22 protein-coding genes and 1 tRNA gene are annotated in these 25,873 nt (G+C 66.3%); 13 read left to right on the top strand and 10 right to left on the bottom strand.

The window, feature by feature from the left end:
* Positions 1 to 146: 146 nt before the first annotated feature.
* The 3 genes from C8J46_RS06485 (at position 147) to C8J46_RS06475 (ending at position 1,128) form a co-directional block, all read left to right on the top strand.
* A complete protein-coding gene (locus tag C8J46_RS06485) occupies positions 147 to 374 on the top strand; it encodes a hypothetical protein (protein WP_132736423.1) in 228 nt (75 codons plus the stop codon).
* A gap of 103 nt (positions 375 to 477) precedes the next feature.
* On the top strand, positions 478 to 777 hold the full coding sequence (locus C8J46_RS06480) for a DUF1153 domain-containing protein (RefSeq protein WP_056412261.1): 300 nt from the start codon (positions 478 to 480) through the stop codon (positions 775 to 777).
* A gap of 93 nt (positions 778 to 870) precedes the next feature.
* Complete coding sequence (locus C8J46_RS06475; RefSeq protein ID WP_055881539.1) at positions 871 to 1,128, top strand: GlsB/YeaQ/YmgE family stress response membrane protein; 258 nt, start codon at positions 871 to 873, stop codon at positions 1,126 to 1,128.
* A 225-nt stretch (positions 1,129 to 1,353) separates the two neighbouring features.
* On the opposite strand, the gene C8J46_RS06470 is transcribed toward C8J46_RS06475, so the two are convergent.
* Positions 1,354 to 2,094: an SIMPL domain-containing protein gene (locus C8J46_RS06470; protein WP_132736420.1), complete on the bottom strand. Its 741-nt coding sequence runs from the start codon at positions 2,092 to 2,094 to the stop codon at positions 1,354 to 1,356.
* A 228-nt stretch (positions 2,095 to 2,322) separates the two neighbouring features.
* Here C8J46_RS06470 and C8J46_RS06465 point away from each other — a divergent pair, with 228 nt between their 5' ends.
* From C8J46_RS06465 to C8J46_RS06455, 3 genes are all read left to right on the top strand, one after another.
* A complete protein-coding gene (locus tag C8J46_RS06465; protein ID WP_132736418.1) occupies positions 2,323 to 3,501 on the top strand; it encodes an efflux RND transporter periplasmic adaptor subunit in 1,179 nt (392 codons plus the stop codon).
* Positions 3,502 to 3,505: 4 nt separating this feature from the next.
* Positions 3,506 to 6,736, top strand: coding sequence for an efflux RND transporter permease subunit (locus C8J46_RS06460; protein ID WP_132736415.1), 3,231 nt, complete (start codon positions 3,506 to 3,508; stop codon positions 6,734 to 6,736).
* Between the two features lie 87 nt (positions 6,737 to 6,823).
* Positions 6,824 to 8,092 carry a DUF445 domain-containing protein gene (locus C8J46_RS06455; protein ID WP_132736413.1) on the top strand — a complete coding sequence of 423 codons (1,269 nt, stop codon included), beginning with the start codon at positions 6,824 to 6,826 and terminating at the stop codon, positions 8,090 to 8,092.
* A gap of 425 nt (positions 8,093 to 8,517) precedes the next feature.
* Here the strand turns inward: C8J46_RS06455 and C8J46_RS06445 are convergent, their stop codons facing one another.
* On the bottom strand, positions 8,518 to 9,222 hold the full coding sequence (locus C8J46_RS06445) for an HAD-IB family hydrolase (RefSeq protein ID WP_243643244.1): 705 nt from the start codon (positions 9,220 to 9,222) through the stop codon (positions 8,518 to 8,520).
* A 62-nt stretch (positions 9,223 to 9,284) separates the two neighbouring features.
* Between C8J46_RS06445 and C8J46_RS06440 the strand changes: the two genes are divergently transcribed.
* From C8J46_RS06440 to C8J46_RS06420, 5 genes are read left to right on the top strand one after another with little or no spacing between them, the layout of a single operon-like run.
* Positions 9,285 to 10,394 (top strand): ABC transporter permease, encoded by a 1,110-nt coding sequence (locus tag C8J46_RS06440; RefSeq protein WP_132736411.1) that lies wholly within the window; start codon positions 9,285 to 9,287, stop codon positions 10,392 to 10,394.
* Positions 10,394 to 11,290 carry an ABC transporter ATP-binding protein gene (locus tag C8J46_RS06435; protein WP_132736409.1) on the top strand — a complete coding sequence of 299 codons (897 nt, stop codon included), beginning with the start codon at positions 10,394 to 10,396 and terminating at the stop codon, positions 11,288 to 11,290. The genes C8J46_RS06440 and C8J46_RS06435 overlap by 1 nt, the downstream gene beginning before the upstream one ends.
* A complete protein-coding gene (locus tag C8J46_RS06430; RefSeq protein WP_132736407.1) occupies positions 11,290 to 12,252 on the top strand; it encodes an MlaD family protein in 963 nt (320 codons plus the stop codon). The genes C8J46_RS06435 and C8J46_RS06430 overlap by 1 nt, the downstream gene beginning before the upstream one ends.
* An 8-nt stretch (positions 12,253 to 12,260) precedes the next feature.
* Complete coding sequence (locus C8J46_RS06425; protein WP_132736404.1) at positions 12,261 to 12,842, top strand: ABC-type transport auxiliary lipoprotein family protein; 582 nt, start codon at positions 12,261 to 12,263, stop codon at positions 12,840 to 12,842.
* A gap of 48 nt (positions 12,843 to 12,890) precedes the next feature.
* Positions 12,891 to 13,184: a plasmid stabilization protein gene (locus C8J46_RS06420; RefSeq protein WP_132736402.1), complete on the top strand. Its 294-nt coding sequence runs from the start codon at positions 12,891 to 12,893 to the stop codon at positions 13,182 to 13,184.
* Between the two features lie 138 nt (positions 13,185 to 13,322).
* Here C8J46_RS06420 and C8J46_RS06415 read toward each other — a convergent pair whose 3' ends face one another.
* The 7 genes from C8J46_RS06415 to C8J46_RS06385 all read right to left on the bottom strand — a co-directional run bounded on the left by C8J46_RS06415 (position 13,323) and on the right by C8J46_RS06385 (position 23,616).
* Positions 13,323 to 14,159 (bottom strand): CoA ester lyase, encoded by an 837-nt coding sequence (locus C8J46_RS06415; RefSeq protein ID WP_132736400.1) that lies wholly within the window; start codon positions 14,157 to 14,159, stop codon positions 13,323 to 13,325.
* Positions 14,160 to 14,178: 19 nt separating this feature from the next.
* Positions 14,179 to 15,798: an alpha-D-glucose phosphate-specific phosphoglucomutase gene (locus C8J46_RS06410; protein ID WP_132736397.1), complete on the bottom strand. Its 1,620-nt coding sequence runs from the start codon at positions 15,796 to 15,798 to the stop codon at positions 14,179 to 14,181.
* Positions 15,795 to 17,240, bottom strand: coding sequence for a glycogen synthase GlgA (glgA, locus tag C8J46_RS06405; protein WP_132736394.1), 1,446 nt, complete (start codon positions 17,238 to 17,240; stop codon positions 15,795 to 15,797). The genes C8J46_RS06410 and glgA overlap by 4 nt, the downstream gene beginning before the upstream one ends.
* Before the next feature lie 211 nt (positions 17,241 to 17,451).
* Positions 17,452 to 18,714 (bottom strand): glucose-1-phosphate adenylyltransferase, encoded by a 1,263-nt coding sequence (gene glgC / locus C8J46_RS06400; RefSeq protein ID WP_082471019.1) that lies wholly within the window; start codon positions 18,712 to 18,714, stop codon positions 17,452 to 17,454.
* 86 nt (positions 18,715 to 18,800) lie between these two features.
* Positions 18,801 to 20,963, bottom strand: coding sequence for a 1,4-alpha-glucan branching protein GlgB (glgB, locus tag C8J46_RS06395; protein WP_132736391.1), 2,163 nt, complete (start codon positions 20,961 to 20,963; stop codon positions 18,801 to 18,803).
* Positions 20,960 to 23,389, bottom strand: coding sequence for a glycogen/starch/alpha-glucan phosphorylase (locus C8J46_RS06390; RefSeq protein WP_132736388.1), 2,430 nt, complete (start codon positions 23,387 to 23,389; stop codon positions 20,960 to 20,962). Before C8J46_RS06390 ends, glgB begins: the two co-directional genes overlap by 4 nt.
* 140 nt (positions 23,390 to 23,529) lie before the next feature.
* Positions 23,530 to 23,616: transfer RNA gene (locus C8J46_RS06385), tRNA-Tyr, on the bottom strand.
* A 175-nt stretch (positions 23,617 to 23,791) separates the two neighbouring features.
* On the opposite strand from C8J46_RS06385, the gene rlmB reads away from it, so the two are divergent.
* A complete protein-coding gene (gene rlmB / locus C8J46_RS06380; protein ID WP_056055070.1) occupies positions 23,792 to 24,535 on the top strand; it encodes a 23S rRNA (guanosine(2251)-2'-O)-methyltransferase RlmB in 744 nt (247 codons plus the stop codon).
* Between the two features lie 165 nt (positions 24,536 to 24,700).
* Here rlmB and C8J46_RS06375 read toward each other — a convergent pair whose 3' ends face one another.
* Positions 24,701 to 25,018 (bottom strand): 2Fe-2S iron-sulfur cluster-binding protein, encoded by a 318-nt coding sequence (locus tag C8J46_RS06375; RefSeq protein ID WP_132736385.1) that lies wholly within the window; start codon positions 25,016 to 25,018, stop codon positions 24,701 to 24,703.
* A gap of 60 nt (positions 25,019 to 25,078) precedes the next feature.
* On the opposite strand from C8J46_RS06375, the gene C8J46_RS06370 reads away from it, so the two are divergent.
* A complete protein-coding gene (locus C8J46_RS06370) occupies positions 25,079 to 25,702 on the top strand; it encodes a DNA-3-methyladenine glycosylase (RefSeq protein WP_132736382.1) in 624 nt (207 codons plus the stop codon).
* Positions 25,703 to 25,873: the final 171 nt, after the last annotated feature.

The following is a 25,873-nucleotide window of genomic DNA, read 5'->3' as shown; positions in this document are numbered from 1 at the left end:
TAACGTATATCAGGACGAGTTGACGGAAAAACGCGACCGACGATTGCAAAAAGGCAACAAGTCCACGAACTTTTTTGTCGAGTTTTACGGTCCCTTCACCCCCTCGCGCTAAACCGGGCATCCCAAGAGTAAGCGCGAGTATCCCGTTGGACCTGAGTTTTCCCCGTTTCGATCGCGACGCAGAGGTCACCGTACTTCCGGGTGACCTTGCGGTGCTGATCGTCGGGATCGCCGCCCGCCAGGCAGCGAGCCCGACTGCGGTGGTGCAGGCCAGCTTCGCGCGAACGACGGTCGACCCAAAACTGTTCGCGCCGCTTCACGGTGCGTTCAACGGGCCGATGGCAGCGGCCTTAACCCGGTGGAAGGACGAGTGAAGATGCTGTTTACCCCGGCGTTTCAGCCGATCTTCAAATCCTGCGACTATGTGTCGTGCGTGCGTATCGATAGGGGGCCCCCCGCCCCGATCAGAGGTTTCAAATGATCGAGAACCAGAAAATCCGTCCCGGCAAGGTCATTGGCCCATTGGGCGAGCAACTGACGCTGGATACCCTGCCGCCGCCCAGCACCACGCGGTGGGTAGTGCGTCGCAAGGCCGAAGTGGTCGCGGCGGTGAATGGCGGGTTGCTCAGCGTCGACGATGTCTGCGCCCGTTATGGTCTCACGGTCGAGGAGTTCGCCAGTTGGCAGCGCGCGATCGACCGGTCGGGCATGCCGGGTCTCCGGGTTACGCGGATCCAGCACTATAAGTCGTTGTACGAGCGCCAACAAAAGTATTGAGGGCTAAAACTCAAAACGCGGGCGGAACAAAAAACGCCGCTCGCTCGTCTTTCCGCCATCGCCCGGATACGGGTTCAACGGAGGGAAAATATCATGGGTCTCATTCTTTGGCTGATCATCGGCGGCGTCATCGGCTGGATCGCTAGCATGATCATGCGCACCGACGCGCAGCAGGGCATTTTCCTGAACATCGTCGTCGGCATCGTCGGCGCCTTCATCGGCGGCCTGGTCCTGTCGGGTGGTTCGATCAACAACGCACCGCTGACGCTGACCTCGTTCCTGGTCTCGCTGCTGGGTGCGGTTGTCCTGCTCGCGATCGTGAACCTCGTGCGTCGCGGTAGCGTCCGCTAAGAGTTCGCATCGTCACGCGAAGTAAAAGGGCCGTCCGGGCAACCGGGCGGCCCTTTTTCGTGCGTGCGTTGTTTGCCGCATCTCCCTTGCGATCCTCCCCCGCCAGGGGGAGGTGTCGCCGAAGGTGACGGAGGGGGAGGATGCGGAACAGTCGTTTCCCTTTCCTCCCCCTCCGTCTGGCAAGCGCCAGCCACCTCCCCCTGGCGGGGGAGGATCGTTGAAAGGTCAGTTCAGCAGGAACCGCACCGACAGTGTCACCGTCACGTCCTTTTCGCCGGGCGCGATCTGCGTGCTGTCCTTGGCCATAGCGCCACGCATCATCGCCATCATCGGTTGCGGCGAGCCACCGGTGTCCTGCCCCGATTCGGCGATCGATACGATCCGCGCCACCCGCAACCCGGCTGCCTTCGCGTAGAGATCCGCGCGGCGCTTGGCCTGCGCGATCGCGTCGGCCCGCGCCTCGTCGAGCGCCGCCTCGGGCTTGTCGATCGACAGGTTCGGCCCGTCGATCTGGTTCGCGCCCTGCGCCACCAGCGCATCGAGGATCGTGCCGGACTTGGCGACGTCGCGAAAGCGGATCGAAACGGTGTTGGTCGCCTGGTAGCCGGTGATGACCGGCGGCTGGTTGTCGGCATAGCGATATTGCGGCGAGAGCTGCACCGACGAGGTCGCGATATCGCGCGGCGCCACGCCGGCGCGCTTGAGCGCGTCCAGCACCTTCGTCATCCGCTGCGCATTATCAGTGAGTGCGGCGGCGGCGGTCGGCGACTGCGAGACCACGCCTGCACGAATCGTCGCGAGATCGGGAACGCGCGTCGTCCGCCCCTCGGCAGACACGTCCAGCACGGTGCCGGCGGCGGGCACCATCGGCTCGACCGTGGTCGGCGCCGTCTGGGCGATTGCGCCGGCGGCAGGCAGGATCGCGGCGACGCCAGCCAGGGCGGTCAGGAACGATGCGGTCTTCATGATGGTCTCTCCCGTGGAACTCGGTCTGCGTGTCGCCCGGAACGGTTCAACGCAAGCTGAACGTCTTTCCAAGCTGCCAAAGCGCATTGCGGATAGATCGAAATCGAAGCATGTCTGTGACCGGCGCTCGTCGAAAGACTTGAGCACGGTGACTTATTCAGATAACACAGCGTATGAGCGATGGTGCGGGTCGAGGCAAGACCGGTCGAAAGTGGGATTGTGGCGCGCATGAATTACGAGACGAAGATGGTCGGTAACGAGAGCGAAGAGCATCTGGCGTTGCCGGATTATAGCGCTCCCTCGCACCGCCGTCGCAACATCATCATCGCTGTTCTCGTGGTGCTGGCGATCGTCGCCGGGGTCTATGCCTTCAAGTCCGGCAAGAAGGACGCCGCGGCCGCAGCGCCCGGATCGCAGCTGCCGACCGTGTCGGTGGTGGTGCCGGGGCGCCAGTCGGTCGATCGGACGATCTCGGCAACGGGTACGCTGGCGGCGCGACGCGAGATGCCGGTCGGCGTCGCGGGCGAGGGCGGGATGATCACGCGCGTGCTGGTCGAACCCGGCACCTGGGTTGCCGCAGGGCAGGTGCTGGCGACGGTCGATCGCTCGGTCCAGACCGAGACCGCGGCGTCGCTCGCCGCTTCGGTCAGCGTCGCGCGCTCGGACGAGACGATCGCGCAGGCCGAACTCGATCGCGCCAAGCAGTTGGTCGATCGCGGCTTCATCTCGAAGGCCGATCTCCAGCGCAAGGCGGCGACGCGCGATGCTGCGGCGGCGCGCGTGAAGGTGGCGCAGGCGACGCTCGGCGAGGCGCGTGCACGCAATGGCCGGCTCGATATCCGCGCGCCTGCCGCTGGACTCGTGCTGACTCGCGGCGTCGAGGCTGGCCAGATCGTCGGGCCATCGGCCGGCGTCCTGTTCCGCATGGCGATGGGCGGCCAGATGGAGATGCGCGCACAGTTGAGCGAAGCCGATCTGACCGGGCTGCATGTCGGCGCGCGCGCCACCGTCGTGCCGGTCGGCACCACGCAGGGCTATCCCGGCGAAGTATGGCAGGTATCGCCCGTCATCGATCCGCAGACCCGCCAGGGCATCGCGCGCATCGCGGTCAAATATGATCCGGCCCTGCGCCCCGGCGGGTTCGCCGCCGCGACCATCGTCGGCGGCGTGACGCAGGCGCCTTTGCTTCCCGATTCCGCGCTGCAAAGCGACGAGAAGGGCAATTACGTCTATATCGTCGGCCCGGGCGACAAGATCGTCCGGCGTAACGTGAAGATCGGCCAGGTGTCCGACGCCGGCGTGACGATCGTCGGAGGACTCGACGGCTCGGAGCGCGTCGTACAGTCCGCGGGCGGCTTCCTCGCACCCGGACAGACGGTCAAGCCGATCACCAAGAAGGCGAGCTGAGCTCATGAACTTCCGCAACATCTCGGCCTGGTCGATCCGCAACCCGGTTCCGCCGATCGTCCTGTTCCTGGCCCTGATGCTTGCGGGCGTCGTCAGCTTCATGCGGATGGACGTGAACCGCGATCCCGACATCGATTTCCCGATCGCGGTCGTCGTCGTCAACCAACCGGGCGCCGCGCCGACCGAGATGGAGACGCAGGTCACGCAACGCGTCGAGGCGGCCGTGCGCTCGCTTCAGGGCATCGACGAAATTAACTCGACCGTTACCGAAGGCAATTCGGAAACGGTGATCCAGCTCACCATCGGCACGCCGATCGACCGCGCGGTCAACGACGTGCGCGATGCGATCGCGCAGATCCGCAGCGACCTGCCCGACGGGATCCTCGAGCCGCAGGTGTACCGCGCGAACACCAGCGGCAACGACGTCGCGAGCTTCGCGGCGATCACCACCGACATGACCGTCGAACAGCTGTCCTGGTACATCGACGACACCGTCACCAAGGATCTGCTGTCGATTCCCGGCATGGCGACGATCAGCCGCAACGGCGGCGTCAGTCGAGAGATCCGCGTCATCCTCGATCCGCTCAAGCTTCAGAGCCAGGGACTGACCGCAAGCCAGGTCAATTTGCAGTTGCGTCAGGTGAACCTGAACGCGGCGGGTGGTCGTGCCGAGATCGCCGGCTCCGAACAGTCGATCCGCGTGCTTGGCAATGCGCGCGACGCCGCCGATCTCGGCCAGACCCAGATCAACGTCGGCAATGGCCGTACCGTGCGCCTGGCCGACATCGCGCAGGTCCGCGATCTCTATGCCGAGCAGCGCAGCCGCGCGACCGTCGATGGACGCCAGGCGATCACCTTCGATTTCCAGCGGGCCAAGGGCGCGTCCGACGTCACCGTCTATCACGCCGCGGTCGAGAAGCTGCGTGCGCTCGAAAAGCGCAATCCCTCGGTCAAGTTCGTCCAGCGCTACACCAGCACCGACTATACCGAAGCGCAGTATGAGAGCGCGATCCATGCCATGATCGAGGGCGCGATCCTTGCCGTCATCGTCGTCTTCATCTTCCTGCGCGACTGGCGCGCGACCGCGATCTCGGCGCTGGCGATCCCGCTGTCGGCGATCCCCGCCTTCTGGTTCATGGACCTGCTCGGCTTCGACCTGAACGGCATGACGCTGCTCGCGCTCAGCCTGGTCGCGGGCGTGCTGGTCGATGACGCGATCGTCGAGATCGAGAACATCGTCCGGCACATGCGGATGGGCAAATCCGCCTATCAGGCCTCGATCGACGCCGCCGACGAGATCGGTCTCGCGGTGCTGGCGACGACGATGGCGATCGTCGCAGTGTTCCTGCCGGTCGCGCTGATGCCGGGTATCGCCGGGCAGTTCTTCAAGAATTTCGGCCTGACCGTGGTCGCAGCCGTGCTGATGAGCCTCGCGGTCGCGCGGCTCGTGACGCCGATGATCGCCGCGTATTTCCTGAAATCGTTCGGCCATGCCAGCCACGGCGAGGGCCGGATCATGGACTGGTATGTCCGCACGCTCCACTGGACGCTTAACAGCGACAAGGCGGCGGCGTGGCGCGCCCGCGGTGGCATGCGGAAAATGTTCAACCGCGTAATGGATCACCGGATGTGGGCGATCGGTGCGGGCGTGCTCGCCTTCGCGCTGACGCTGTTCATGTTCACCGTCATCCCCTCGCAGTTCCAGCCGACCCGCGATGAGGATGATTCGTCCGCGCAGATCGAGATGGTGCCGGGCACCACGCTCGCGCAGACCGATGCGGTGGTCGCGCGCGTCAGCGAGATCCTCCGCCGGCAGCCCGAGGTAACGACGGTCTATGCGCGGACCAGAGTTGGCAGTGGTTCGGTGACCGCCAATCTTCGCCCCGATCGCAAGGAGACCTCGGTCGAGTTCGAACGCCGGATGGCGCCACAGCTCACCGCGATCCCCGATGCGCGCGTGTCGTTCCGCTCGCAATCGGGCTGGGGCAGCAGCGGTCGCGACGTGACCGTCGTGCTCGGCGGCAGCGATCCCGCCAAGCTGCAACAGGCGGCGGACAAGATCGTCGCCGAGATGGGTTCGCTGAAATCGCTGACCGCACCGCGCGTGTCGGGCGGCATGCAGCGCCCGGAAATCGTCATCCGCCCGCGCTTCGATCTCGCCGCCAATCTCGGCGTGACCACGCAGGCGCTGTCGTCGGCGATCCGGATCGCGACGCTCGGCGATATCGACCAGAATTCGGCGCGCTTCTCGCTCTCCGATCGCCAGATCCCGATCCGCGTCGCGCTCGATCAGTCGGCGCGGACCAGCCTGTCGACGATCCAGAACCTGCCCGTGTCGACCGCGTCGGGTGGCTCGGTGCCGCTCAACCTGGTCGCGGATATCGGCCTCGGCTCGGGTCCGACCAAGATAGACCGCGTCAACCAGCAGCGCCAGATAACGCTCGGCGCCGATCTCGCGCCCGGCGTGGTGATCTCGGACGCGATGAAGCAGGTTCACGCGCTGTCGTCGATGAAGAACCTGCCAGTCGGCGTCAGCGAACTCACGCTCGGCCAGAGCAAGTGGCAGGCGGAGATGATCACCAACTTCATCACCGCGGTGATCGCGGGCACCTTCCTCGTGTTCGCGGTGCTGGTGCTGCTGTATCGCCGCGTGTTGCCGCCGTTCGTCAACATGGGGTCGTTGCTGCTCGCGCCGCTCGGCGGGTTGCTGGCGCTGTGGGCGACCGGCCAGCCGCTGTCGCTGCCGGTGTATATCGGCCTGCTGATGCTGCTCGGGATCGTCGCCAAGAACTCGATCCTGCTGATCGACTTCGCGCTCGACGAGATGAGCAAGGGCGTCGACGCCTTCACCGCGATCATCGATGCCGGGCACAAGCGCGCGCAGCCGATCGTGATGACCACGGTCGCGATGGTCGCGGGCATGGTGCCGACCGCGCTGTCGCTCAGCGGCGATTCGTCGTCGCGCGCGCCGATGGGGACGGTCGTGATCGGCGGCCTCGCGCTGTCGACGATGCTGACGCTGCTGATCATCCCCGCGGCGTTCAGCCTTGCGGTCGGGATCGAGCGCTATGTCGGGCCGCGGCTTGGTCGCCGCCTGCTCACCTATCGTCCGGGCGACAATGGCGACGAGGTGATCGGGATCGCCGGGCCCAATCCGGGTCCGCTGCTCGGACCCGCGACCGGCAAGCTCGGCCACGGCCGCGATCACGGTGACGGCACGCAACCCGCCGAGTGAGTCATCCCCGGCACGCCCCTCTGCACCCGGGCACCCGAACCGCCGCAACGGCGTGAACATTCGGGGCGCCCGGGGATTGTTACGGGCATGACGCTTTTACCCCGTATGCGCCCGGCCGGCGAAGCCCCCCCGCCGGCGCTCGTCCGCATGCGGATCGTCGCCACCGGTCTGCTCGTGTTCATGGCCGCGACGTTCTTCGTCAGCCGTGCACTCGTCCCCGTCCACCCGGCGTTCGGATTCGTCCGCGCGTTTGCCGAGGCGGCGATGGTCGGCGGTCTGGCGGACTGGTTCGCGGTCACCGCGCTGTTCCGGCACCCGCTCGGCCTGCCGATTCCCCACACCGCGATTGTGCCGCGCAACAAGGACCGGATCGGCGACACGCTCGCGCAGTTCCTCCGCGCGAACTTCCTGATTCCGGTCGTGATCGCGCGGCGCACCCGCCGGCTCGACGTGGCGGGCGCGATCGCGCGCTGGCTCACCGATCCGCCCGAGGGGGCAGGGGGCCGCTTCCGGCAGGGCGCGTCGAAGCTGGTCGCGCAGGTCTTGGAAGGGCTCGACCCGGCGCGGCTCGGCGGGATGGTCAAGGCGGGGATCGGCGCACGCCTGCGCGCCACCGAAGTCTCGCCGATCCTTGGCCAGCTGCTGAAGGCCGCGATCGCCGAGCGCCGTCACGCGCCGCTGCTCGAAAGCGCGATCCGCTGGGCGGCGAAGACGCTGGCGGCGAACGACCACCTCGTCCGTGCGATGGTCCACGACAAGGCCGGCTCGATCCTGCGCTGGACCGGTCTCGACACCACCGTCGCGGACAAGCTGATCAGCGGCTTCGACAAGCTGCTCGCGGAGATGGCCGAGGACCCCGAGCATCCCTTGCGCCTGAAAGCAGAAGAGGGACTCGATCGCCTAGCCTGGGATCTCCAATACGACCGCCGCATGCGCGAGCGGGTCGAGACGATGAAGAACGACCTGCTCGACAATCCGGCGATGCAGCGCTGGCTCGACGGGTTGTGGGAGCAGGCGCGCGGTGCCCTGCTGGCGATCGCGCGCGATCCCGAGCGGGCGATGGCGGGCAAGCTCGGCGACATCCTGCGCCAGCTCGGCGAAACGCTGCAGCACGACCCGCGGATGTCGCGCACGATCAACCGCTTCGTGCGCCGCGCGGCCGTCGGCGCGGCGGCCGACTACGGCGACGGCATCGTCAAGCTGGTGTCCGAAACCGTCCGCAGCTGGGACGCCGACACGATCACCAGCCGCCTCGAGAACGCGGTCGGCCGCGACCTGCAATATATCCGCGTGAACGGCACGATCGTTGGTGGGTTGGTCGGTTTGGTGATCCACAGCGTCGATGTGCTGTTGTGATGGGGTAGGAAACTCCGGGTCAATTATTAAGTCGCCCTCTTCGTAAAGGCTCACAATTTCGCCAATCGACATTTGATAGGCGTCGGTGCGAACGTTACGTTGTGCGGCGGTGATCTCTTCGACCAAACTTGCCATGGGACCCCCAGAGGCGAAAAAAATCTGTTTGCTTCCGTTCAGGTACCTCAGTCAGGTCGTTTTATGCAATGAGGGGAGTTTCGAAATCGAGCGCTTGACCTAGTTACGTCGAGAACGGGGCAATTCGGTTGTCAGGCGTGCGATGTTCTGCCAATCTTTTCCCGGCTTGTCGTTGGCGTAACGGCTGAGGGTGTCTCCGCTTCAAAACACCGCGACTGTGCCGAACGGCGACAATTGGATGATAGTTACCCGGTAGGTTGTCTTAACCGGGCACTCGTCTCGCAACGGAGCTACCGCTCCCAATCCGGCATTGCCCAACCCTTGGCCTTCGCCAACAACCGCAGCGGGCCATGCGCGTTCACCGCGAAGGGTTCGTCGGCCCATTCGAAGGTCGGGGCGTCCGAAACATGGTCGGAATAGAAGCGGACGTGCGCGGTCTCGCGCGCGATCCCTTCGCGGTCCATCCAGGCCTGGATCATCCGCAGTTTGGCCGGGCCGTAGCAGTTCTCGCCTTCGATGCCGGCGAGCAGGACGCCGTCGCGGTCGCGCAGGCTTTCGGTGCCGATCACCGCGTCGAAGCCCAGTCGCCGCGCGATCGCCTCGACGTAGAATCGGTACGACGCGGTTGCCATCACCAGCCGGTAGCCGGCGGCGCGGTCCGCCTCGATCTGCGCGCGGGCGCTCGCGAACACGCCGTCGCGCATCACGCGGTCGGCGAAGGTTTCGGCCGCCCGGCGTTCTTCGGCGGGGGTCATGCGCTTGCCGAGCATCATCCGCTGCATCAGGTATTTGAGCCGGCCGCGGCTGATCAGCTTGCCGACATAGCCGAGCGCGGCGACTCCGGCGAACGGGACGAGCGCCAGCCGCCACGGCGCGCCGCCTTTCTTCGCGGTGTGGAGCAGGAACGGCGTCCAGGTCGGCGCGTGCGTGATCGTCTTGTCCATGTCGTAGATCGCGAGACGGACGGACGGGGCGGCGGAAGGCAATTCGGTCATCGTCGCGACTTACGCCGCATTCATCTTGCCGATCCAGTCACTTTGCCGCAAAGGTGCCCCCGATGAGCGCGATGGCCGATTTTCAGCAGGACGGTGCCGATACCGGCACGCTTCGCTTTACCGGCGATCTGTCGCTCGCAAAGATCGGCAATCTGCCCGATCGGCTCGAGGCGATCGACGCGGCTTCGGTGAAGCATGTCGACCTGAGCGGGGTCGACCGGATCGACACGATCGGCGCCTGGGTCGTCCACCGGTTCGCGGCGCGCAACGATGCGACGATCGACGGGCTCGATGCCAACGACCAGGCGCTGTTCGATCAGGTCGTCGCTTCCGATCAGCCGCTCGCCGCCAGGCCCGCCAAGGTCAACGCGGCCAGCCGCGTGCTCGGCGAGATCGGCGATGCAATCGTCCTGTCGGGCAAGACCATGCTCGGCCTGCTCGGGTTTCTCGGCGCGACCACGATCGCGTTCGGCAGCGTCATCCGCCATCCGCGCCGCTTCCGCTTCAACGCGGTGGTCCAGCGGTTCGAGGTTGTCGGCGTCGCCGCGCTCGGCATCGTCGGGCTGATGAGTTTTCTGATCGGCATGGTCATCGCGCAGCAGGGCGCGGTCCAGCTCCGCCAGTTCGGTGCCGAAGTGTTCACGATCAATCTCGTCGGCCGGCTGACGATCCGCGAACTAGGTTTGCTGATGACCGCGATCATGGTCGCCGGTCGCTCAGGCTCGGCGTTCGCGGCGCAGCTCGGCACGATGAAATTGACCGAAGAGATCGACGCGATGCGGACGATCGGCGTGTCGCCGATGGAGGCGCTGGTGCTGCCCCGCGTGCTCGCCGCGATCGTGATGATGCCGCTGCTCGGCTTCTACGCCTCGGTGATCGCGATCATCGGCGGCGGGCTGCTCTGCTGGGTCCAGCTCGGCATTCCGCCGGTCACCTTCATCGCGCGTATCCGCGAGGTCGTGCCGATCACCGATCTCTACATCTCGCTGATCAAGGCGCCGGTGTTCGGCGCGATCATCGCGATCGCCGGCTGCTTCCAGGGCATGCAGGTCGAATCGGATGCCGAACAGGTCGGCCTTCGCACCACCTCCGCGGTCGTCCAGGGCATCTTCCTGGTGATCGTCCTCGACGCGTTCTTCGCGGTCTTCTTCACCTGGCTAGGTTGGGACTGATGCCCCGCAAGCAAGACGATATCATCATCTCCGTGAAGGGGCTGAAGAACGCGTTCGGCGATTCCGTGGTGCACGAGGGGCTCGACCTTGACGTGCGGCGCGGCGAGATCCTTGGCGTCGTCGGCGGATCGGGTACCGGCAAGTCGGTGCTCATGCGCTCGATCATCGGCCTGCAGACGCCGGTCGCGGGTGAGATCACGGTGTTCGGCGAGCCCAATATCGGCCGCGAGGAAACCGAGGCGACCGAGATCCGCAAGCGCTGGGGCGTGCTGTTCCAGGGCGGCGCGCTGTTCTCGACGCTGACGGTGGCCGAGAACGTCGAAGTGCCGTTGCGCGAGTTCTATCCGGACCTGTCGCCGGCGCTGCTCGCGGAAATCGCGTCGTACAAGGTGGTGATGACGGGTTTGCCTGCCGACGCCGCGAACAAGTTTCCCGCCGAGCTTTCGGGCGGCATGAAGAAGCGTGCGGGCCTCGCCCGTGCGCTCGCGCTCGATCCCGAACTGCTGTTCCTCGACGAGCCGACCGCGGGGCTCGATCCGATCGGTGCGGCAGCGTTCGATGGGCTGACCCAGTCGTTGCAGAAGACGCTGGGGCTGACCGTGTTCCTGATCACGCACGATCTCGATACGCTGTATGCGATCTGCGACCGGGTCGCGGTGCTTGCCGACAAGAAGGTCATCGCGGTCGGCACGATCGACGAGCTAATCGCGCTCGATCACCCGTGGATCGAAGAATATTTCAAGGGGCCCCGCGGCCGTGCCGCGGTCGCGACGCAGGAGGCGCACGAGCGCGCCGACGAGCAAGCAGCCCAACACCCTACTGAAGTCCAGTCCAAGCAGTCCGCGCCGGACGACGCCGACGCGACATACGCCGAGAAAGAAGCAAGGACGCGCTGATGGAAACCCGTTCGAACCACGTCCTAGTCGGCGCCGTCGTGCTGATCCTGCTGGCCCTGCTAGCGCTGTTCACCGTGTGGATCGCGCGGCTGGGCGGCAAGGAAGAGAAGGAATACGACATCTTCTTCCGCCAGTCGGTCGACGGGCTCGCGCGCGGCTCTGCCGTCGTGTTCTCGGGCGTGCCGTCGGGCCAGGTGAAGACGATTTCGTTGTGGAAGAACGATCCTCAGTTCGTCCGCGTCCGGATCAGCGTCAACGACGAGACGCCGGTGCTGCAGGGCACGACCGCGTCGATCTCGGGCGTCGGCTTCACCGGCGTCAGCCAGGTCTCGCTAGATGGCGCGCGGAAAGGTGCACCGCCGGTCGCGTGCCCCGACGTCAATGGCCAGCCTTGCCCGTACGGCGTGCCGGTCATCCCGACCAAGCAGGGCGGACTCGGCGCGATCCTGAACTCGGCACCGCAGTTGCTCGAGCGTCTGTCGACGCTGACCGAGCGCCTGACCGGGTTGCTGACCGATCGTAACCAGGCGTCGATCGCTGGCATCCTCGAGAACACCAACCGGCTGACCGATGCGCTCGCCGATCGTGGTCCGGAGATCGCCGCGACGCTCGCGCAGACCCGCGTCGCGATCCAGCAGGCGGGCGATGCCGCGCAGCAGTTCGGCGTGCTGGCCAAGACCACCAACGGGGTTCTGTCCGAGGACGTGAAGCCGGCGATGGCGAACCTGAACAAGGCGATCACGTCTGCGCAGCAGAGCGCCGAGACGCTCAACGCCGCGATCGGCGATGCGCGGCCGGGCTTGCAGGCATTCTCGAAGACGACGATTCCCGAGGCCAACCGTCTGGTCCACGACCTGCGGACGACCGCGGCGGCATTGTCGTCGGTCGCCGAGAAGGTCGACCAGCAGGGTGCAAGTTCGCTGATCGGGCAGCAGAAGCTCCCGGATTACAAGGGTAAGTGAGGCACGCCATGAAGACACCGCTCATCCTGATCGCGATGCTGCCACTTGCCGGGTGCATCAGCTTCGGCGCGAAACCGCCTCCCACGCTGTTGACGCTAACGAGCTCTTCGTCGGTGCCGGTCGGCCAGAACCAGGATTCGGCGACCGCTAAGTCGATCACGATTCAGGTGCCGGTCGTGCCGCAGTCGCTCGCGACCGCGCGCGTGCCGGTGCAGGCCACGCCGACGTCGATCGCGTACGTGACCGATGCGCAGTGGGCGGAGCCGCCGGCTCGCCTGTTCGCGCGGCTCGTGTCGGATACGGTTGCGTCGCGGACTGGGCTGGTCGTGCTGTCGACTGCGCAGTCGATTGGCGATCCAGGTGGATTGCTTGGTGGCGAGTTGCGGTCGTTCGGGCTGGATGCGACGACGCGACAGGCGGTCGTAACGTTCGACGCATCGCTGACCCGCGCGGGCAAGACGTCGGTCGAGAAGCGCCGCTTCGAGGCGCGCGTGCCGGTGTCGGCGATCGATGCGACGTCGGCGGCGGCCGGGATCAACCAGGCGGCGAACCAGGTCGCGACCGAAGTGGCGGACTGGATCGGCCGATGAACGCCACGTTGGCCTGAGCGTTGATGCTCTCTGATGAGGAGAGCTGCAATGCCACAGGGCGACAAGGATGCGTATACGGATAAGCAGAAGCGCAAGGCTGCGCATATTGCGGATGGCTATGAGGCGAAGGGTGTCCCCGAGTCCGAGGCTGAGGCGCGTGCCTGGGCGACGGTGAACAAGGATTCAGGCGGGGGCAACAAGTCCGGCTCAGGGCGCGGCAAGCCCGATACGCAGGCGTCTGCGCGCAGTGGCGGGAAGCAAGCGGCGGGGCGTAGCGATGCGGCGAAGTCTGCTGCGGCGAAGAAGGGTTGGGACACCCGACGGAAGAAGGCAAACGGCTAACCAAGTCTTCGATCCTCCCCTGCAAGGGGAGGTGGCTGGCGCTTGCCAGACGGAGGAGTGACACCCTTTCGATAGCGCGATACCCCGTCAGTCCTGCGGACTGCCACCTCCCCTTGCAGGGGAGGATCAAAGTCTGCCTCAATCTGCTAGCATCGCTTCCGCCTCGGCCAGATGCAGCCGCTCGACCATCTGGCCATCCAGTCGGATCGCGCCCTTGTCGGCATTCTCCGGCTTGGCGAACGTGGCGACGATCAGGTGTGCCCTTGCCAACTCCTCCTTGCTAGGAGCGAAACCCGCGTTCGCCGCCTCGATCTGCGACGGGTGGATCAGCGTCTTGCCATCGAAGCCCAGCATCGCGCCCTGCGCGCACTCGGCGGCGAAGCGCTGCGCATCGTCGAGCGCGTTACAAACGCCGTCCAGCGCGACGATCCCAGCCGCCCGCGCGGCTATGACGGTTGCTGTGAGCGCGGGCATCAGCGGCGTGCGATCCGGCCCGAGACGACACCGCATCTCCTTGGCAAGATCGTTGGTGCCGGCGACCAGCGCCGTCAGTCGCGTAGCTGATGCGGCTTGGGACAAGGTCGGCAGCGACAGGATCGCGGCACAGGTCTCGATCATCGCCCAGATCGGCGGGCCATCTTCGCCAAGCGATGCACGAACGGTCTCGAGATCGGCGGGGTACGACACCTTGGGAACGAGCACCGCGCCGACACCGATCTCGCGCACTGCCGCGACGTCGTCCGCGTACCAGGGCGTCCCGAGGCCGTTGACGCGCACTACGAGTTCGCGCGAACCGAAACCGCCTTCGCGCGCGGCTTCGACGACGCGGTCGCGCGCAGTGGTTTTCTCGTCCGATGCGACGGCATCCTCGAGGTCGAGAATGACGACGTCGCAGTCCAACGTGCGCGCCTTGGCGATCGCGCGGGGGTTGGAGGCGGGCATGTAAAGCGCGCTCCGGCGGCGACGGCTGGTCATGCTGTCAGGCTTTCGCGCATCAGGTGACGACGTCCGGTGCGGTCCGGCCGGTGTGCTCGGCGATCCCCGCGATCGACTCCGCGGCGGCGACGATGCTGGCGAGCATCTCGCCGGTGTCGCGGTCGAGGTCGCCGCCGACCGGCTCGTAGCGTTCGAGGTACACGCGCAAGGTCGCGCCGGTGGTGCCGGTGCCCGACAGGCGGAACACGACGCGGCTGCCGCCTTCGAACAGGATGCGGACGCCTTGGTTGCGGCTGATCGAGCCGTCGGTCGGGTCGGTATAGGCGAACTCGTCCGCGGTCTCGACGGTGAGGTCGCCGAACTGCTGACCGGGGAGGGTGGCGAGGCTGGCGCGCAACGCCGCCATCAACGCGTCGGCGCGCGGGGTTTCGACGCCTTCGTAATCGTGGCGCGCGTAATAGTTGCGCCCGAACTTCGCCCAGTGATCGCGCGCGATCGTGTCGACGCTTTCGCCGCGGACTGCGAGGATGTTGAGCCACAGGAGGACTGCCCACAGGCCGTCCTTCTCGCGGACATGGTCGGAGCCGGTGCCGGCGCTCTCCTCGCCACAGATCGTCGCCATGCCGGCGTCGAGCAGATTGCCGAAAAACTTCCAGCCGGTCGGCGTCTCGTAGGCGGGGATACCGAGCGCTTCCGCGACGCGATCGGCGGCGGCGCTGGTCGGCATCGAGCGCGCGATACCCTTGAGGCCGGCTGCGTAACCGGGCGCGAGGTGCGCGTTGGCGGCGAGCATCGCGAGGCTGTCCGACGGGGTGACGAAGCGGTGCCTGCCGATGATCAGGTTGCGGTCGCCGTCGCCGTCCGACGCTGCGCCGAAATCCGGCGCGTCGGGGGCCATCATCGTCTCGTACAATTCGTGCGCGTGGACGAGGTTGGGATCGGGGTGGTGGCCACCGAAATCGGGCATGGGCTCGCCGTTGCGGACGGTGCTGGGCGCGAAGCCGAGGCGGCGTTCGAGGATCTCGGTGGCGTACGGCCCGGTGACGGCGCTCATCGCGTCGAATGCCATCGTCAGCTTTGCCGCACGGATCGCGTCGAAGTCGAACAGCGTCTCCATGAGCGCGGCGTAGTCCTCGACCGGGTCGACGACCTCGACGGGCATATCACCGATCGTGACTTCGCCGTCGGTGTCGAGGTCGATGTCGTCGGCGTCGACGGTCAGCCAGCGGTCGATCTCGAGCGTCTGCGCATTGATCGCGTCGGTCACGCCTTCGGGCGCGGGGCCGCCATTGGCGATGTTGTACTTGATCCCGAAATCCTCGTCGGGACCGCCGGGGTTGTGGCTTGCCGAGAGGACGAGGCCGCCGATCGCGCCACGCTTGCGGATCATGTGGCTGGCCGCCGGGGTCGAGAGGATGCCGCCGCGGCCGACGATCACGCTGCCGAAGCCGTTCGCCGCTGCCATGCGGATCGCGACCTGGATGACTTCGCGGTTGAGAAAGCGGCCGTCGCCACCGATGACCAGCGTCGCACCGGCCTTGTCCGCCACCACGTCGAACACGCTCTGGACGAAATTCTCGGCGTAGTTGGGCTGCTGGAAGACCTTCACCTTCTTGCGCAGGCCCGACGTGCCGGGTTTCTGGTCGGTGTACGGTGTGGTCGATACGGTGCGGATCATGCGGTCCCCGTCAGGCTTGCGTAAAGGTCTGCGTAGCGGCGGCCGCTCTCGTCCCACGAGAAGTCCGCGCGCATCGCGTTGCGCTGCAACATGGACCAGCGATCGGGGCGTGCATAGAGGGCCATCGTTCGGCGCAGCGCGTGGCTGAGCGCTTCGGGCGTGACGCCGTCGTGCTGGACGCCGGTGGCGACGCCCGCGGCGATCGCGGCTTCGTTGGCGTCGATCACCGTGTCGGCCAGCCCGCCGGTCCGCGCGACCACGGGGATGCAGCCGTAAGCGAGGCCGTAGAGCTGCGTCAGGCCGCACGGTTCGAACCGCGATGGGATCAGGATCGCATCGGCACCGCCTTGCAACAGGTGCGAGACGGGCTCGTCATAGCCGATGTGGACGCCGATGCGGCCAGGGTGGCGTTCGGCGGCATTGAGGAAGGCGAGTTCCAGGGCGGTGTCGCCCGAGCCAAGCAGCGCGAGACGGCCGCCGAGCGCGACGAGTTCGTCGAGTGCGCCGGCGAGGACGTCCATGCCCTTCTGCCAGGTGAGGCGGCTGATGACGGTGAAGATCGGGCCGTCGCCGGCGTCGAGCCTGAACAGGGTCTCGATCGCGCGCTTGTTGGTGCGGCGGCGGGGAAGCGTTCGCGCGGTGTAGCGGGCGGGGAGGGACGCGTCGGTCTCCGGGTTCCAGACGGCGGGGTCGATACCGTTGACGATCCCGGTGACGCGGCCGGCGCGGTCGTTGATCAGGCCTTCGAGGCCCATGCCGAACTCACCGCGGCGGATTTCGGCGGCGTAGGTCGGGCTGACGGTGGTGATCGCGTCGGCGGCCTCGAGACCGGCTTTCAGGAAGCCGACGCCGCCGTAATATTCGACGCCGTCGAGCGCGAAGGCATTGTCGGGGAGCGCGAGATCGGCGAAGATGTCGTGGCCGTAGCGTCCCTGGAACGCGATGTTGTGGATCGTGACGACCGTCTTGGCGGGTTTGGCGGGGCCGGGCGCGTAGCGGAGATAGGCGGGGGCCATTGCCGCCTGCCAGTCGTGCGCGTGGAGGATATCGAAGTCGTAGCCGGGGACCGCACCTGAGGCGAGGTCGGCGGCGGCGCGGCTGAACGCGGCGAAGCGGCGCCAGTTGTCGGACCAGTCGGCCCCGGTCGCGTCGCCGTAGGGGCCGCCGCCTCGGGCGAACAGCGCGGGGGCGTCGAGGACCAGCAGCGGGTGGTCGCCGATCTTTGTCTTCAGGATGCGGGCTTCGGTGCCGAGCAGGTCTGTGTAGCGGTGGATGACTTTTGCGCGCTTGGTGACGGCGGCGAGGGCTGGGTAGCCTGGGAGGAACGTGGTCAGCGGGACGTCATGCGGGGCTAGCGCAGCCGGGAGCGCGCCGACCACGTCTGCGAGGCCGCCGGTTTTAATGAGGGGGTAGGCTTCGGAGGCGACGGAGAGGACGCGCATCAAATCCTCCCCGGTACGGGGAGGCGGACCACGCACCGCATGGTGGAGGGGGGCTTCCGCAGACGGTATGCTCGTGGTTGCAAATAGTACGTTCGCGGTCGCAGACAGTACGGCTGCGATCGCGGACGGTACGCTCGCGGTGAGCCCCCTCCACCCTTCGCCGATGGCGAACGGTCCCCCTCCCCGTGCCGGGGAGGATTTGCGTTGGTCATCACGCCGTCAGCCGGTCGATCATGGATTTGGTTACCAGCACCACGCCGTTGTCGGTGCGGCGGAAGCGTTGGGCGTCGGATTCCGCGTCCTCGCCTACGACCAGACCGTCGGGGATTTCGACGCCGCGATCGACCACCACCTTCGACAGGCGCGCGCCGCGGCCGATCACGCAGTGCGGGAGGATCACCGCTTGGTCGAGCATCGAGTAGCTGTGCGCGCGGGTGCCGGTGAAGATCAGGCTGCGGTGGATCGAGGAGCCGGAGATGATGCAATCGCCGGACACCAGCGACGACACCGCCTCGCCGCGGCGGCCGTCGTCGGCATGGACGAATTTCGCTGGCGGCGTGACCTCGGAATAGGTCCAGAGCGGCCAGCTGCGGTCGTAGAGGTCGAGCTTGGGCACCACGTCGGTGAGGTCGATGTTCGCCTCCCAATAGGCGTCGACCGTGCCAACGTCGCGCCAGTATGCGTCGACTTCGCTGCCCGAGCGCACGCAGCTGTCGGAGAAGCGGTGCGCGACCGCCTTGCCGTGCTTGACGAGGTACGGGATGATGTCCTTGCCGAAATCGCGCGAGGAACCGGGCGTCTCGGCATCGCGGCGGAGTTCGTCGAACAGCAATTTGGTGTGGAAGACGTAGATCCCCATCGATGCCAGCGCGATGTCCGGGTTGCCGGGGATCGCGGGCGGATCGGCGGGTTTCTCGACGAACGCGGTGACGTTGTCGTGCTCGTCCACGGCCATCACGCCGAAGCCGACCGCCTCCATCCGCGGCACTTCGAGGCAGGCAATGGTGACGTCCGCGCCGGTCTCGCAATGCTGTTGCAGGATCAGTTCGTAATCCATCTTGTAGATGTGATCGCCGGCCAGGATGACCATGTATTCGGGCGCATGGCTCTCGATGATGTCAATGTTCTGGTAGACCGCGTCGGCCGTGCCCTCATACCATTGGAACTCGCTGATGCGCTGTGACGCGGGCAGGATGTCGAAGCTCTCGTTGCGTTCCGAGCGGAGGAAGTTCCAGCCGCTCTGGAGATGGCGGATCAGCGAATGTGCCTTGTACTGCGTCGCGACGCCGATCCGGCGGATGCCCGAGTTGATCGCGTTGGACAGCGCGAAATCGATGATGCGCGCCTTGCCGCCGAAATACACCGCGGGTTTCGCGCGCGTATCGGTCAGCTCCATCAGGCGACTGCCGCGGCCGCCGGCCAGCACATACGCCATCGCGTCGCGCGCCAATGGCTGTCCCCGCCGTTCCACCATGTCCGTCTCTCCCTAAATTCGGTTGTATAACGCCCTGTTACCCCGGGCTTGTTCCGTCGTTGCGCCGGATCGGTCTTCGCACTCGATCAGCCTTCGTATTCGAGCATGATCGTCGCCAGCGGCGGCAGCGTGACCCAAGCCGCGCCATCCTTCGCGACGACGCCGCCGAGATTGCCGAGCCCGCTGCCCCAATAGTCGTGCGCGTCGCTGTTGATGATCTCGCACCACCGGCCGTCGAGCGGCAGCGGCACGCGGTAGGGCGCGCGCGCGATCGGCGTCATGTTGGCGACGATCGCGATCGGCTTCGCGCCGGGGGCCTTGCGCAACCACGCGAACACCGAATTGGCGGCATCGTCGGCGACCAGCCATTCGAACCCCTCCGCCTCGCAGTCGCGCGCGTGCAATGCCGGCTTTTCGCGGTAGACGGTGTTGAGGTCGCGGACGAGGTTGCGGATGCCTTCGTGGCTGCGCGCATTGCGCAGGTCCCAGTCGAGGGCGCGCGCTTCCGACCATTCGCGACGCTGCGCGAATTCCTGCCCCATGAAGAGCAGCTTCTTGCCCGGATAGCCCCACATGAACGCGTAATAGGCGCGCAGATTGGCGAATTGCTGCCAGTCGTCGCCGGGCATCTTGGTCAGCAGCGAGCCCTTGCCGTGGACGACCTCGTCATGGCTGAGCGGCAGGACGAAATTCTCGCTGAACGCATAGACGAGGCCGAAATTGATCTCGCCGTGATGGTGTTTCCGGTGCAGCGGATCGCGCGCCATGTACTGGAGCGTGTCGTGCATGAAGCCCATGTTCCACTTGAACCCGAACCCGAGTCCACCGCTCTTGCCGTCGTCGCTCACCGGCGCGGAGACGCCCGGCCACGAGGTCGATTCCTCGGCGATCGTGAAGACGCCGGGGTGCTGGCCGTAGATCTCGCGGTTCATGTCGCGGAGGAACGCGACGGCCTCCCAATTCTCGCGGCCACCGTCTTCGTTGGGGATCCATTCGCCGCTTTTGCGCGAATAGTCGCGGTACAGCATCGACGCGACCGCATCCACGCGCAGGCCGTCGATATGATAGCGCTCGGCCCAGAACAGCGCGTTGTTGACAAGGAACGACGTCACTTCGCGCCGTCCGAAATTGTAGATCGCGGTGTTCCAGTCGGGGTGGAAGCCGAGCCGCGGGTCCTCGTGCTCGTACAGCGCGGTGCCGTCGAACTTGGCGAGGCCGAACGCGTCGGTCGGGAAATGCGCCGGCACCCAGTCGAGCAGCACGCCGATCCCGGCGAGATGCGCGCCATCGACGAACCGCGCGAAGCCATCGACGTCGCCGAACCGCGCGGACGGCGCGTAGAGGCCAGTGGTCTGGTAGCCCCAGCTCGGGTCGTACGGGTGTTCGCTGATCGGCAGGAACTCGATGTGCGTGAAGCCCATCTCGACCACGTAGGGTATCAGGCGGTCCGCGAGTGCGTCCCAGGTCAGGAACCAGCCGTCGGCGTCGCGGTCCCATGAGCCCGCGTGGACTTCATATATGCTGATCGGCACGCGGCGCGGATCGACCGAGGCCCAATGCTTGCGGTGATCGGTGTCGGCCCAGTCGTGCGCAAGTTTCCGCGTGATCGAGGCGTTGGCGGGGCGGAGTTCGGACGCGAACGCGAACGGGTCGGCCTTGAGCGGCTGCAACTGGCCATCGGGGCCGACGATCTCGAACTTGTACGCGCGGTATTCGGCGATGTCGGGGATGAAGATCTCCCACACGCCGACGTCGCCGCGCTTGCGCATCGCGTGGCGGCGTCCGTCCCAGTCGTTGAAGTCGCCGACCACCGACACGCGCTGCGCATTGGGAGCCCAGAGCGCGAAGTGGACGCCGTGTGCGCCCTCGTGCTCGATCAGGTGCGCGCCCATCTTGTCGTGAAGGCGGCGGTGCGTGCCCTCGGCCATGAGCAGGTCGTCGATCGGGCCGAGTACGGGGCCGAAGCTGTAGGGGTCAGTGACCCACCACGAGGTGTCGCCTGCCTCCGCATGGTATTTCACCGGCTGTTGCGTGCCGTCGATCGGACCCTCGAACAGTCCGCGATCGTCGATGCGGGGGAGGGTGCCGAGCACGGTGCCGTCGAGCGCATGCGCCTCGGCCTTGTCCGCGCCGGGCAGCCAGACGCGTGCGAACACGCCGGTCGGACCGCTATGGACGCCGAGCAGCGAGAACGGATCGTCGTGACGCCCTTCCAGAAGGGCAACGATGGCGCCTTCGGGTGGCTTCACATCACCGTCCAGATTTCCCGCGCATATTCGCGGATGGTACGGTCGGACGAGAACCAGCCAACGCGCGCGACATTGCGGACGGTGGAGGCGACCCACGCATCGCGGTCGTTCCAGCGCGTGTCGACCGCGCGCTGCGCGGTCGCATAGCTGTCGAAGTCGGCGGCCAGCATGAACCAGTCGCCCTCGTACAGCCCACCCATCAGCCCGGCGTAGCGCGTCTTGTCATCGGGCGAGAACACGCCGGACGCGATCGCGGAGACCGCCTGACGGAGTTCGTTCGAGCCGTCGATGACACTGCGCGGATCATAGCCGTTGGCGCGCTTCGCCTCGACCTCGTCCGCGGTCATGCCGAAGATGAAGATGTTATCGTCACCGACGCGGTCCTTGATCTCGATGTTCGCGCCGTCGAGCGTGCCGATCGTCAGCGCGCCGTTCATCGCGAACTTCATGTTGCCGGTGCCCGACGCTTCGAGGCCGGCGGTCGAGATCTGTTCGCTCAGGTCGGCGGCGGGAATGATCTTCTCCGCCAGCGACACGTTGTAATTGGGCAGGAACGCGACCTTGAGCAGGCCACCGACCGAGGGGTCCGCATTGATCCGGCGGGCGACATCGTTCGCCAGTTTGATGACGAGCTTCGCATTGTGATAGCTCGACGCCGCCTTGCCCGCGAACAGCTTCACGCGCGGCGTCCAGTCGCGCTCGGGATGGCTGCGGATCCGGTCGTAGAGCGCGACCGTCTCGATGATGTTGAGCAGCTGGCGCTTATACTCGTGGATGCGCTTGATCTGGACGTCGAACATCGCGTCGGGATCGACGCGGAGCCCCATCGTTTCCTTGATGTGATTAGCCAGTGCCACCTTGTTAGAACGCTTCACGCTCGAAAAGCGCTCCCTGAAACCGGAATCGTCCGCGAAAACATCCAGATCGACCAGCTTTTCGGCATCGTCGAGGAAGCCGTCGCCGATCGCATCGCGGATCAGCGCGGCGAGGCCGGGGTTGCACTGTTGGAGCCAACGACGCGGCGTGATGCCGTTGGTCTTGTTGTTGATCCGCGTAGGGTACAGCTTGTGGAGATCGGCGAAGACCGTCTTCTTCATCAGCTGCGTGTGGAGCGCGGCGACGCCGTTGACGCTGTGCGAGCCGGCAAAGGCGAGGTTCGCCATCCGCACGCGCCGCTCGCCGCCCTCGTCGATCAGGCTGATCGCGGCGATCGCGCGGTCGTCGATACCGTCTGTGCCGCGTGCCTCCCGCAACAGCTTGGCATTGATCGCATAGACGATCTGCATGTGCCGCGGGAGCAGGCGTTCGAACAGCGGCAGCGGCCAGCTCTCCAGCGCCTCGGGGAGCAGCGTATGGTTGGTATAGCCGAAGGTAGCGCGCGTGATCTTCCACGCCTCGTCGAACGCGAATTCGTGATGGTCGATCAGCAGCCGCATCAATTCGGCGACCGACACCGCGGGGTGCGTGTCGTTGAGCTGGATCGCGGCCTTGTCGGGCAGCGTGCGGATGTCGCCGAAATACTGGATGTGGCGGCGGACGATGTCCTGGATCGACGCGGACGAGAAGAAATACTCCTGGCGTAGGCGGAGTTCCTGGCCGGCGGCAGTGGAGTCGTTGGGGTAGAGGACGCGGGTCAGCGTTTCCGCGCGCAGCTGGTCGGCGAGCGCGCCGGTGAAATCGCCGGCGTTGAAGCGGTCGAGCTTGATCGGATCGAACGCGCGGGCGGTCCACAGGCGGAGCGTGTTGACGTGCTTGCCGCGCCAGCCGACGACGGGGGTGTCGACGGCGGTGGCCTCGACCGCCTCGGACGGACTCCAGTGGACCTGGCCGTTGTCGGCCGCCGTCACTTCGCCGCCGAAGCCGACGAAATAGGCGCTCTCGCGGCGTTCGAACTCCCAGGGATTGCCGTGCGCGAGCCAGTTCTCGGGCATCTCGACCTGCCAGCCATCGTCGATCCGCTGGCGGAACATGCCGTTCACGTAGCGGATGCCGTAGCCGTAGGCGGGCAGCGCAAGGCTCGCCATGCTCTCCATGAAGCAGGCGGCGAGCCGACCGAGGCCGCCATTGCCCAGCGCCGCGTCGGGTTCGATCTCTTCGAGTTCGGCGAGGTCGACGCCGTGGAGTTTCAGGGCCTGCGTGACCTCGTCGTTGCGCTGGAGGTTGGTCACCGCGTCGCGCAGCAGCCGACCGATCAGGAACTCGAGACTGAGATAATAGACGCGCTTGGCGCCAGCCGCGTGCGCGGCCTTGGTCGAGGCCATCCAACGTTCGACGATGTCGTTGCGGACGGTCAGGATCGTCGCGGCGAGCCAGTCGTGGGGGCGGGCGGCCTGCGCATCCTTGCCGATGCGGTGGACCAGCGTGTCGAGGATCGAGTCGGCCAGATCCTGGATGACGGGCTGCTGTACGGCGATGTCTGAGGTCACGCGGCTTCCGAAATCGTTACGGTTGCCGTGATCCTAGCCGTCCGCGAGCCGATGTCACGCGGACTTCCTTCCCGTGACGGAAAAGAATGTTGCCGATCAATGCTTTGAATTTGGGATGATCCATCACCGCGCTGGGGCGGTGGTGGACAGGGTAGGGTTCGAACCTACGTAGGAGAAACTCCGGCAGATTTACAGTCTGCTGCCTTTAACCACTCGGCCACCTGTCCAGACCGCTTTTGCAAGCGCCGCTCTTTCAAGCGAGGCGGCTCAATGGCGAAGCGCGCCCCGCCTGTCAACGCGGGTTTTGCGAAGTTTCGTGGTTCATAGTTGCCGCGGGAGCGGAATGCCGACAAGGACGCGGCATACACACCCCACTGACACTGGCTACGATAGAGAGCGAATATGGCACGCAAGGGACACAGGCCGAGCAAGGCACCGGCAGGCCGCCCCCGCTTCTGGGGCAAGCACGCAGTAGGGGCGGCGCTCGCCAATCCGGAGCGCACGGTGCGCAAAATCCTCGGCACGCGCGAGGCGCTGGCCGGGTTCGACCTGCCGGCGGACGTTCCGGTGACCTATGCCGAGGCGATGGATCTGGCGCGGCTGGTGCCGGGCGACGCGCCGCATCAGGGCGTGGTGATCGAGGTCGAGCCGCTCGAGGACATGTGGCTCGCCGACCTGCTCGAGCACGGCAAGGACGACAACCGTCCGCTGGTGATCCTCGACGGCGTGACCGATCCGCATAACGTCGGCGCGATTCTGCGCTCGGCGGCGGCGTTCGATGCGCTCGGGATCATCACGCCGGACCGGAATGCGCCGCCGGAATCGGGGACGATCGCGCGGGCTGCGTCTGGTGCGCTTGAGTCGGTGCCTTGGATCCGGGTGGTGAACCTGGCGCGCGCTCTGGAAGAGATTGCGGCGGCGGGGTTCTGGCGGATCGGGCTGACGGGCCACGCGACGCAGACGTTGTCGGAAGCGATGGGCACGCAGCGGATCGCGATCGTGCTCGGCGCCGAGGGCGAGGGCATGCGGCAGAATACCGAGCAGCATTGCGACGAGCTGGCGAAATTGCCGATCTCGGAGAAGGTGGAAAGCCTGAACGTGTCGAACGCCGCGGCGATCGCGCTCTACGCCATCACCACGCGGTGACCTGAACTCCCTCGCCCCTACGGGGAGAGGGAAGGGGCCCGCCGCCCTTGCGGTGGGAAGGGAGAGGGGAGTGAGGCTCGGGACGGTTCATCCCAACGCCCCTCTCCCTTCCGTCGCCTACGGCTCCTCCCTCCCTCTCCCCGTAGGGGCGAGGGACAGGGGGAATCAGTCCTCTTCGGCGATCCTGACCTTCAGACCATCGAGCCCCTCGGTCAGTTCGATCTGGCACGACAGGCGCGAAAACTCATCGCGATCACTCGTCGAATCGAGCAAATCATCCTCGTCCGGCCCCATCGGCTTCAGTTTACCCGCAAAGTCCGGGTCGACATGGACGTGGCAGGTGGCGCACGAGCAGCAGCCGCCGCACAGCGCCAGGATCTCGTCGATCCCGGCGTCGCGGATGACTTCCATCACCGAAAGGCCCGCCTCGCCGATGATCTCGCGTTCTTCCCCTTCACGCGTCACGACGATAAGCTTGGGCATGTCATTCTCCGAAAAATCTTCGTGCGTTCATGCCGTTGCGCGAGCCAGGGATCAAGCATCATGGGCCTGAGCGCAGAGCAACTCGAAACCGCGATGGCGGCGTTGTGCGCGATCGAACCCGCGTTCGCGGTCGCGGTCGGCAATGCGGGCCACCCCGCGCCGCGGATCAGCGAGCGCGGCTTCGCGACGCTGCTGCGGACGATCGTCGGGCAGCAGGTGAGCGTCGCCTCGGCCGCAGCGGTGTGGAACAAGCTCGACGCGGTGGTCGGCGGCGCGGGCGATCCGGCAAAGATCGCCGCCGCCAGCGACGAGTTGCTGAAGAGCGCCGGCCTGTCGCGCCAGAAGCTCGGCTATGCGCGCAGCCTCGCGGACGAGGTGACGAGCGGCCGGCTCGACCTCACCAACCTGCCCGAGAACGACGAGGAGGCGATCGCCGCTTTGGTCCGCGTGAAGGGGATCGGTCGCTGGTCGGCGGAAATCTACCTGCTGTTCGCGGAAGGGCGGACGGACATCTGGCCAGCGGGCGACCTCGCGATCCAGATCGAGGTCGGACGCATTCTCGGCCATGAAACCCGACCGAGCGAGAAACTGACGCGCGAGGTGGCGGAGGCTTGGCGCCCGCACCGCGGCGCGGCGGCGATCTTCGCGTGGCATCATTACCAGGCGGACATGAAGGTGATCTGACCTCCTTCTCCACTCCTGCTCCCAGCCCCACCCCACCCGACCCTACCGCACCGCACCCCACCCGTGATCCCAGCGAAAGCTGGGATCTCCCCGTTCGAGTCGTGACACCCGCCAACCAGGATACCCCAGCTTTCGCTGTAGTGACGGGCGGGGGGCGACGGACGGACGGAG

Origin of the sequence: Sphingomonas sp. PP-F2F-A104-K0414 (assembly GCF_004340945.1) — a bacterium.
Lineage (GTDB): Bacteria > Pseudomonadota > Alphaproteobacteria > Sphingomonadales > Sphingomonadaceae > Sphingomonas.
The sequence above is the reverse complement of the archived record's forward strand: the minus strand, read 5'-3'. Positions and strand labels throughout refer to the sequence as shown.

Bases quoted from the DNA above. Each gene is read 5' to 3' on its own strand.
- C8J46_RS06440 (WP_132736411.1), top strand. From the start codon at position 9,285: ATGAGCGCGATGGCCGATTTTCAGCAGGACGGTGCCGATACCGGCACG.
- C8J46_RS06435 (WP_132736409.1), top strand. From the start codon at position 10,394: ATGCCCCGCAAGCAAGACGATATCATCATCTCCGTGAAGGGGCTGAAG.
- C8J46_RS06460 (WP_132736415.1), top strand. From the start codon at position 3,506: ATGAACTTCCGCAACATCTCGGCCTGGTCGATCCGCAACCCGGTTCCG.
- C8J46_RS06480 (WP_056412261.1), top strand. From the start codon at position 478: ATGATCGAGAACCAGAAAATCCGTCCCGGCAAGGTCATTGGCCCATTG.
- C8J46_RS06430 (WP_132736407.1), top strand. From the start codon at position 11,290: ATGGAAACCCGTTCGAACCACGTCCTAGTCGGCGCCGTCGTGCTGATC.
- C8J46_RS06465 (WP_132736418.1), top strand. From the start codon at position 2,323: ATGAATTACGAGACGAAGATGGTCGGTAACGAGAGCGAAGAGCATCTG.
- C8J46_RS06415 (WP_132736400.1), bottom strand. From the start codon at position 14,159: ATGACCAGCCGTCGCCGCCGGAGCGCGCTTTACATGCCCGCCTCCAAC.
- C8J46_RS06470 (WP_132736420.1), bottom strand. From the start codon at position 2,094: ATGAAGACCGCATCGTTCCTGACCGCCCTGGCTGGCGTCGCCGCGATC.
- C8J46_RS06475 (WP_055881539.1), top strand. From the start codon at position 871: ATGGGTCTCATTCTTTGGCTGATCATCGGCGGCGTCATCGGCTGGATC.
- C8J46_RS06420 (WP_132736402.1), top strand. From the start codon at position 12,891: ATGCCACAGGGCGACAAGGATGCGTATACGGATAAGCAGAAGCGCAAG.
- glgC (WP_082471019.1), bottom strand. From the start codon at position 18,714: ATGGTGGAACGGCGGGGACAGCCATTGGCGCGCGACGCGATGGCGTAT.
- C8J46_RS06370 (WP_132736382.1), top strand. From the start codon at position 25,079: ATGGGCCTGAGCGCAGAGCAACTCGAAACCGCGATGGCGGCGTTGTGC.
- glgA (WP_132736394.1), bottom strand. From the start codon at position 17,240: ATGCGCGTCCTCTCCGTCGCCTCCGAAGCCTACCCCCTCATTAAAACC.
- C8J46_RS06375 (WP_132736385.1), bottom strand. From the start codon at position 25,018: ATGCCCAAGCTTATCGTCGTGACGCGTGAAGGGGAAGAACGCGAGATC.
- rlmB (WP_056055070.1), top strand. From the start codon at position 23,792: ATGGCACGCAAGGGACACAGGCCGAGCAAGGCACCGGCAGGCCGCCCC.
- C8J46_RS06410 (WP_132736397.1), bottom strand. From the start codon at position 15,798: ATGATCCGCACCGTATCGACCACACCGTACACCGACCAGAAACCCGGC.
- C8J46_RS06455 (WP_132736413.1), top strand. From the start codon at position 6,824: ATGACGCTTTTACCCCGTATGCGCCCGGCCGGCGAAGCCCCCCCGCCG.
- C8J46_RS06445 (WP_243643244.1), bottom strand. From the start codon at position 9,222: ATGACCGAATTGCCTTCCGCCGCCCCGTCCGTCCGTCTCGCGATCTAC.
- C8J46_RS06425 (WP_132736404.1), top strand. From the start codon at position 12,261: ATGAAGACACCGCTCATCCTGATCGCGATGCTGCCACTTGCCGGGTGC.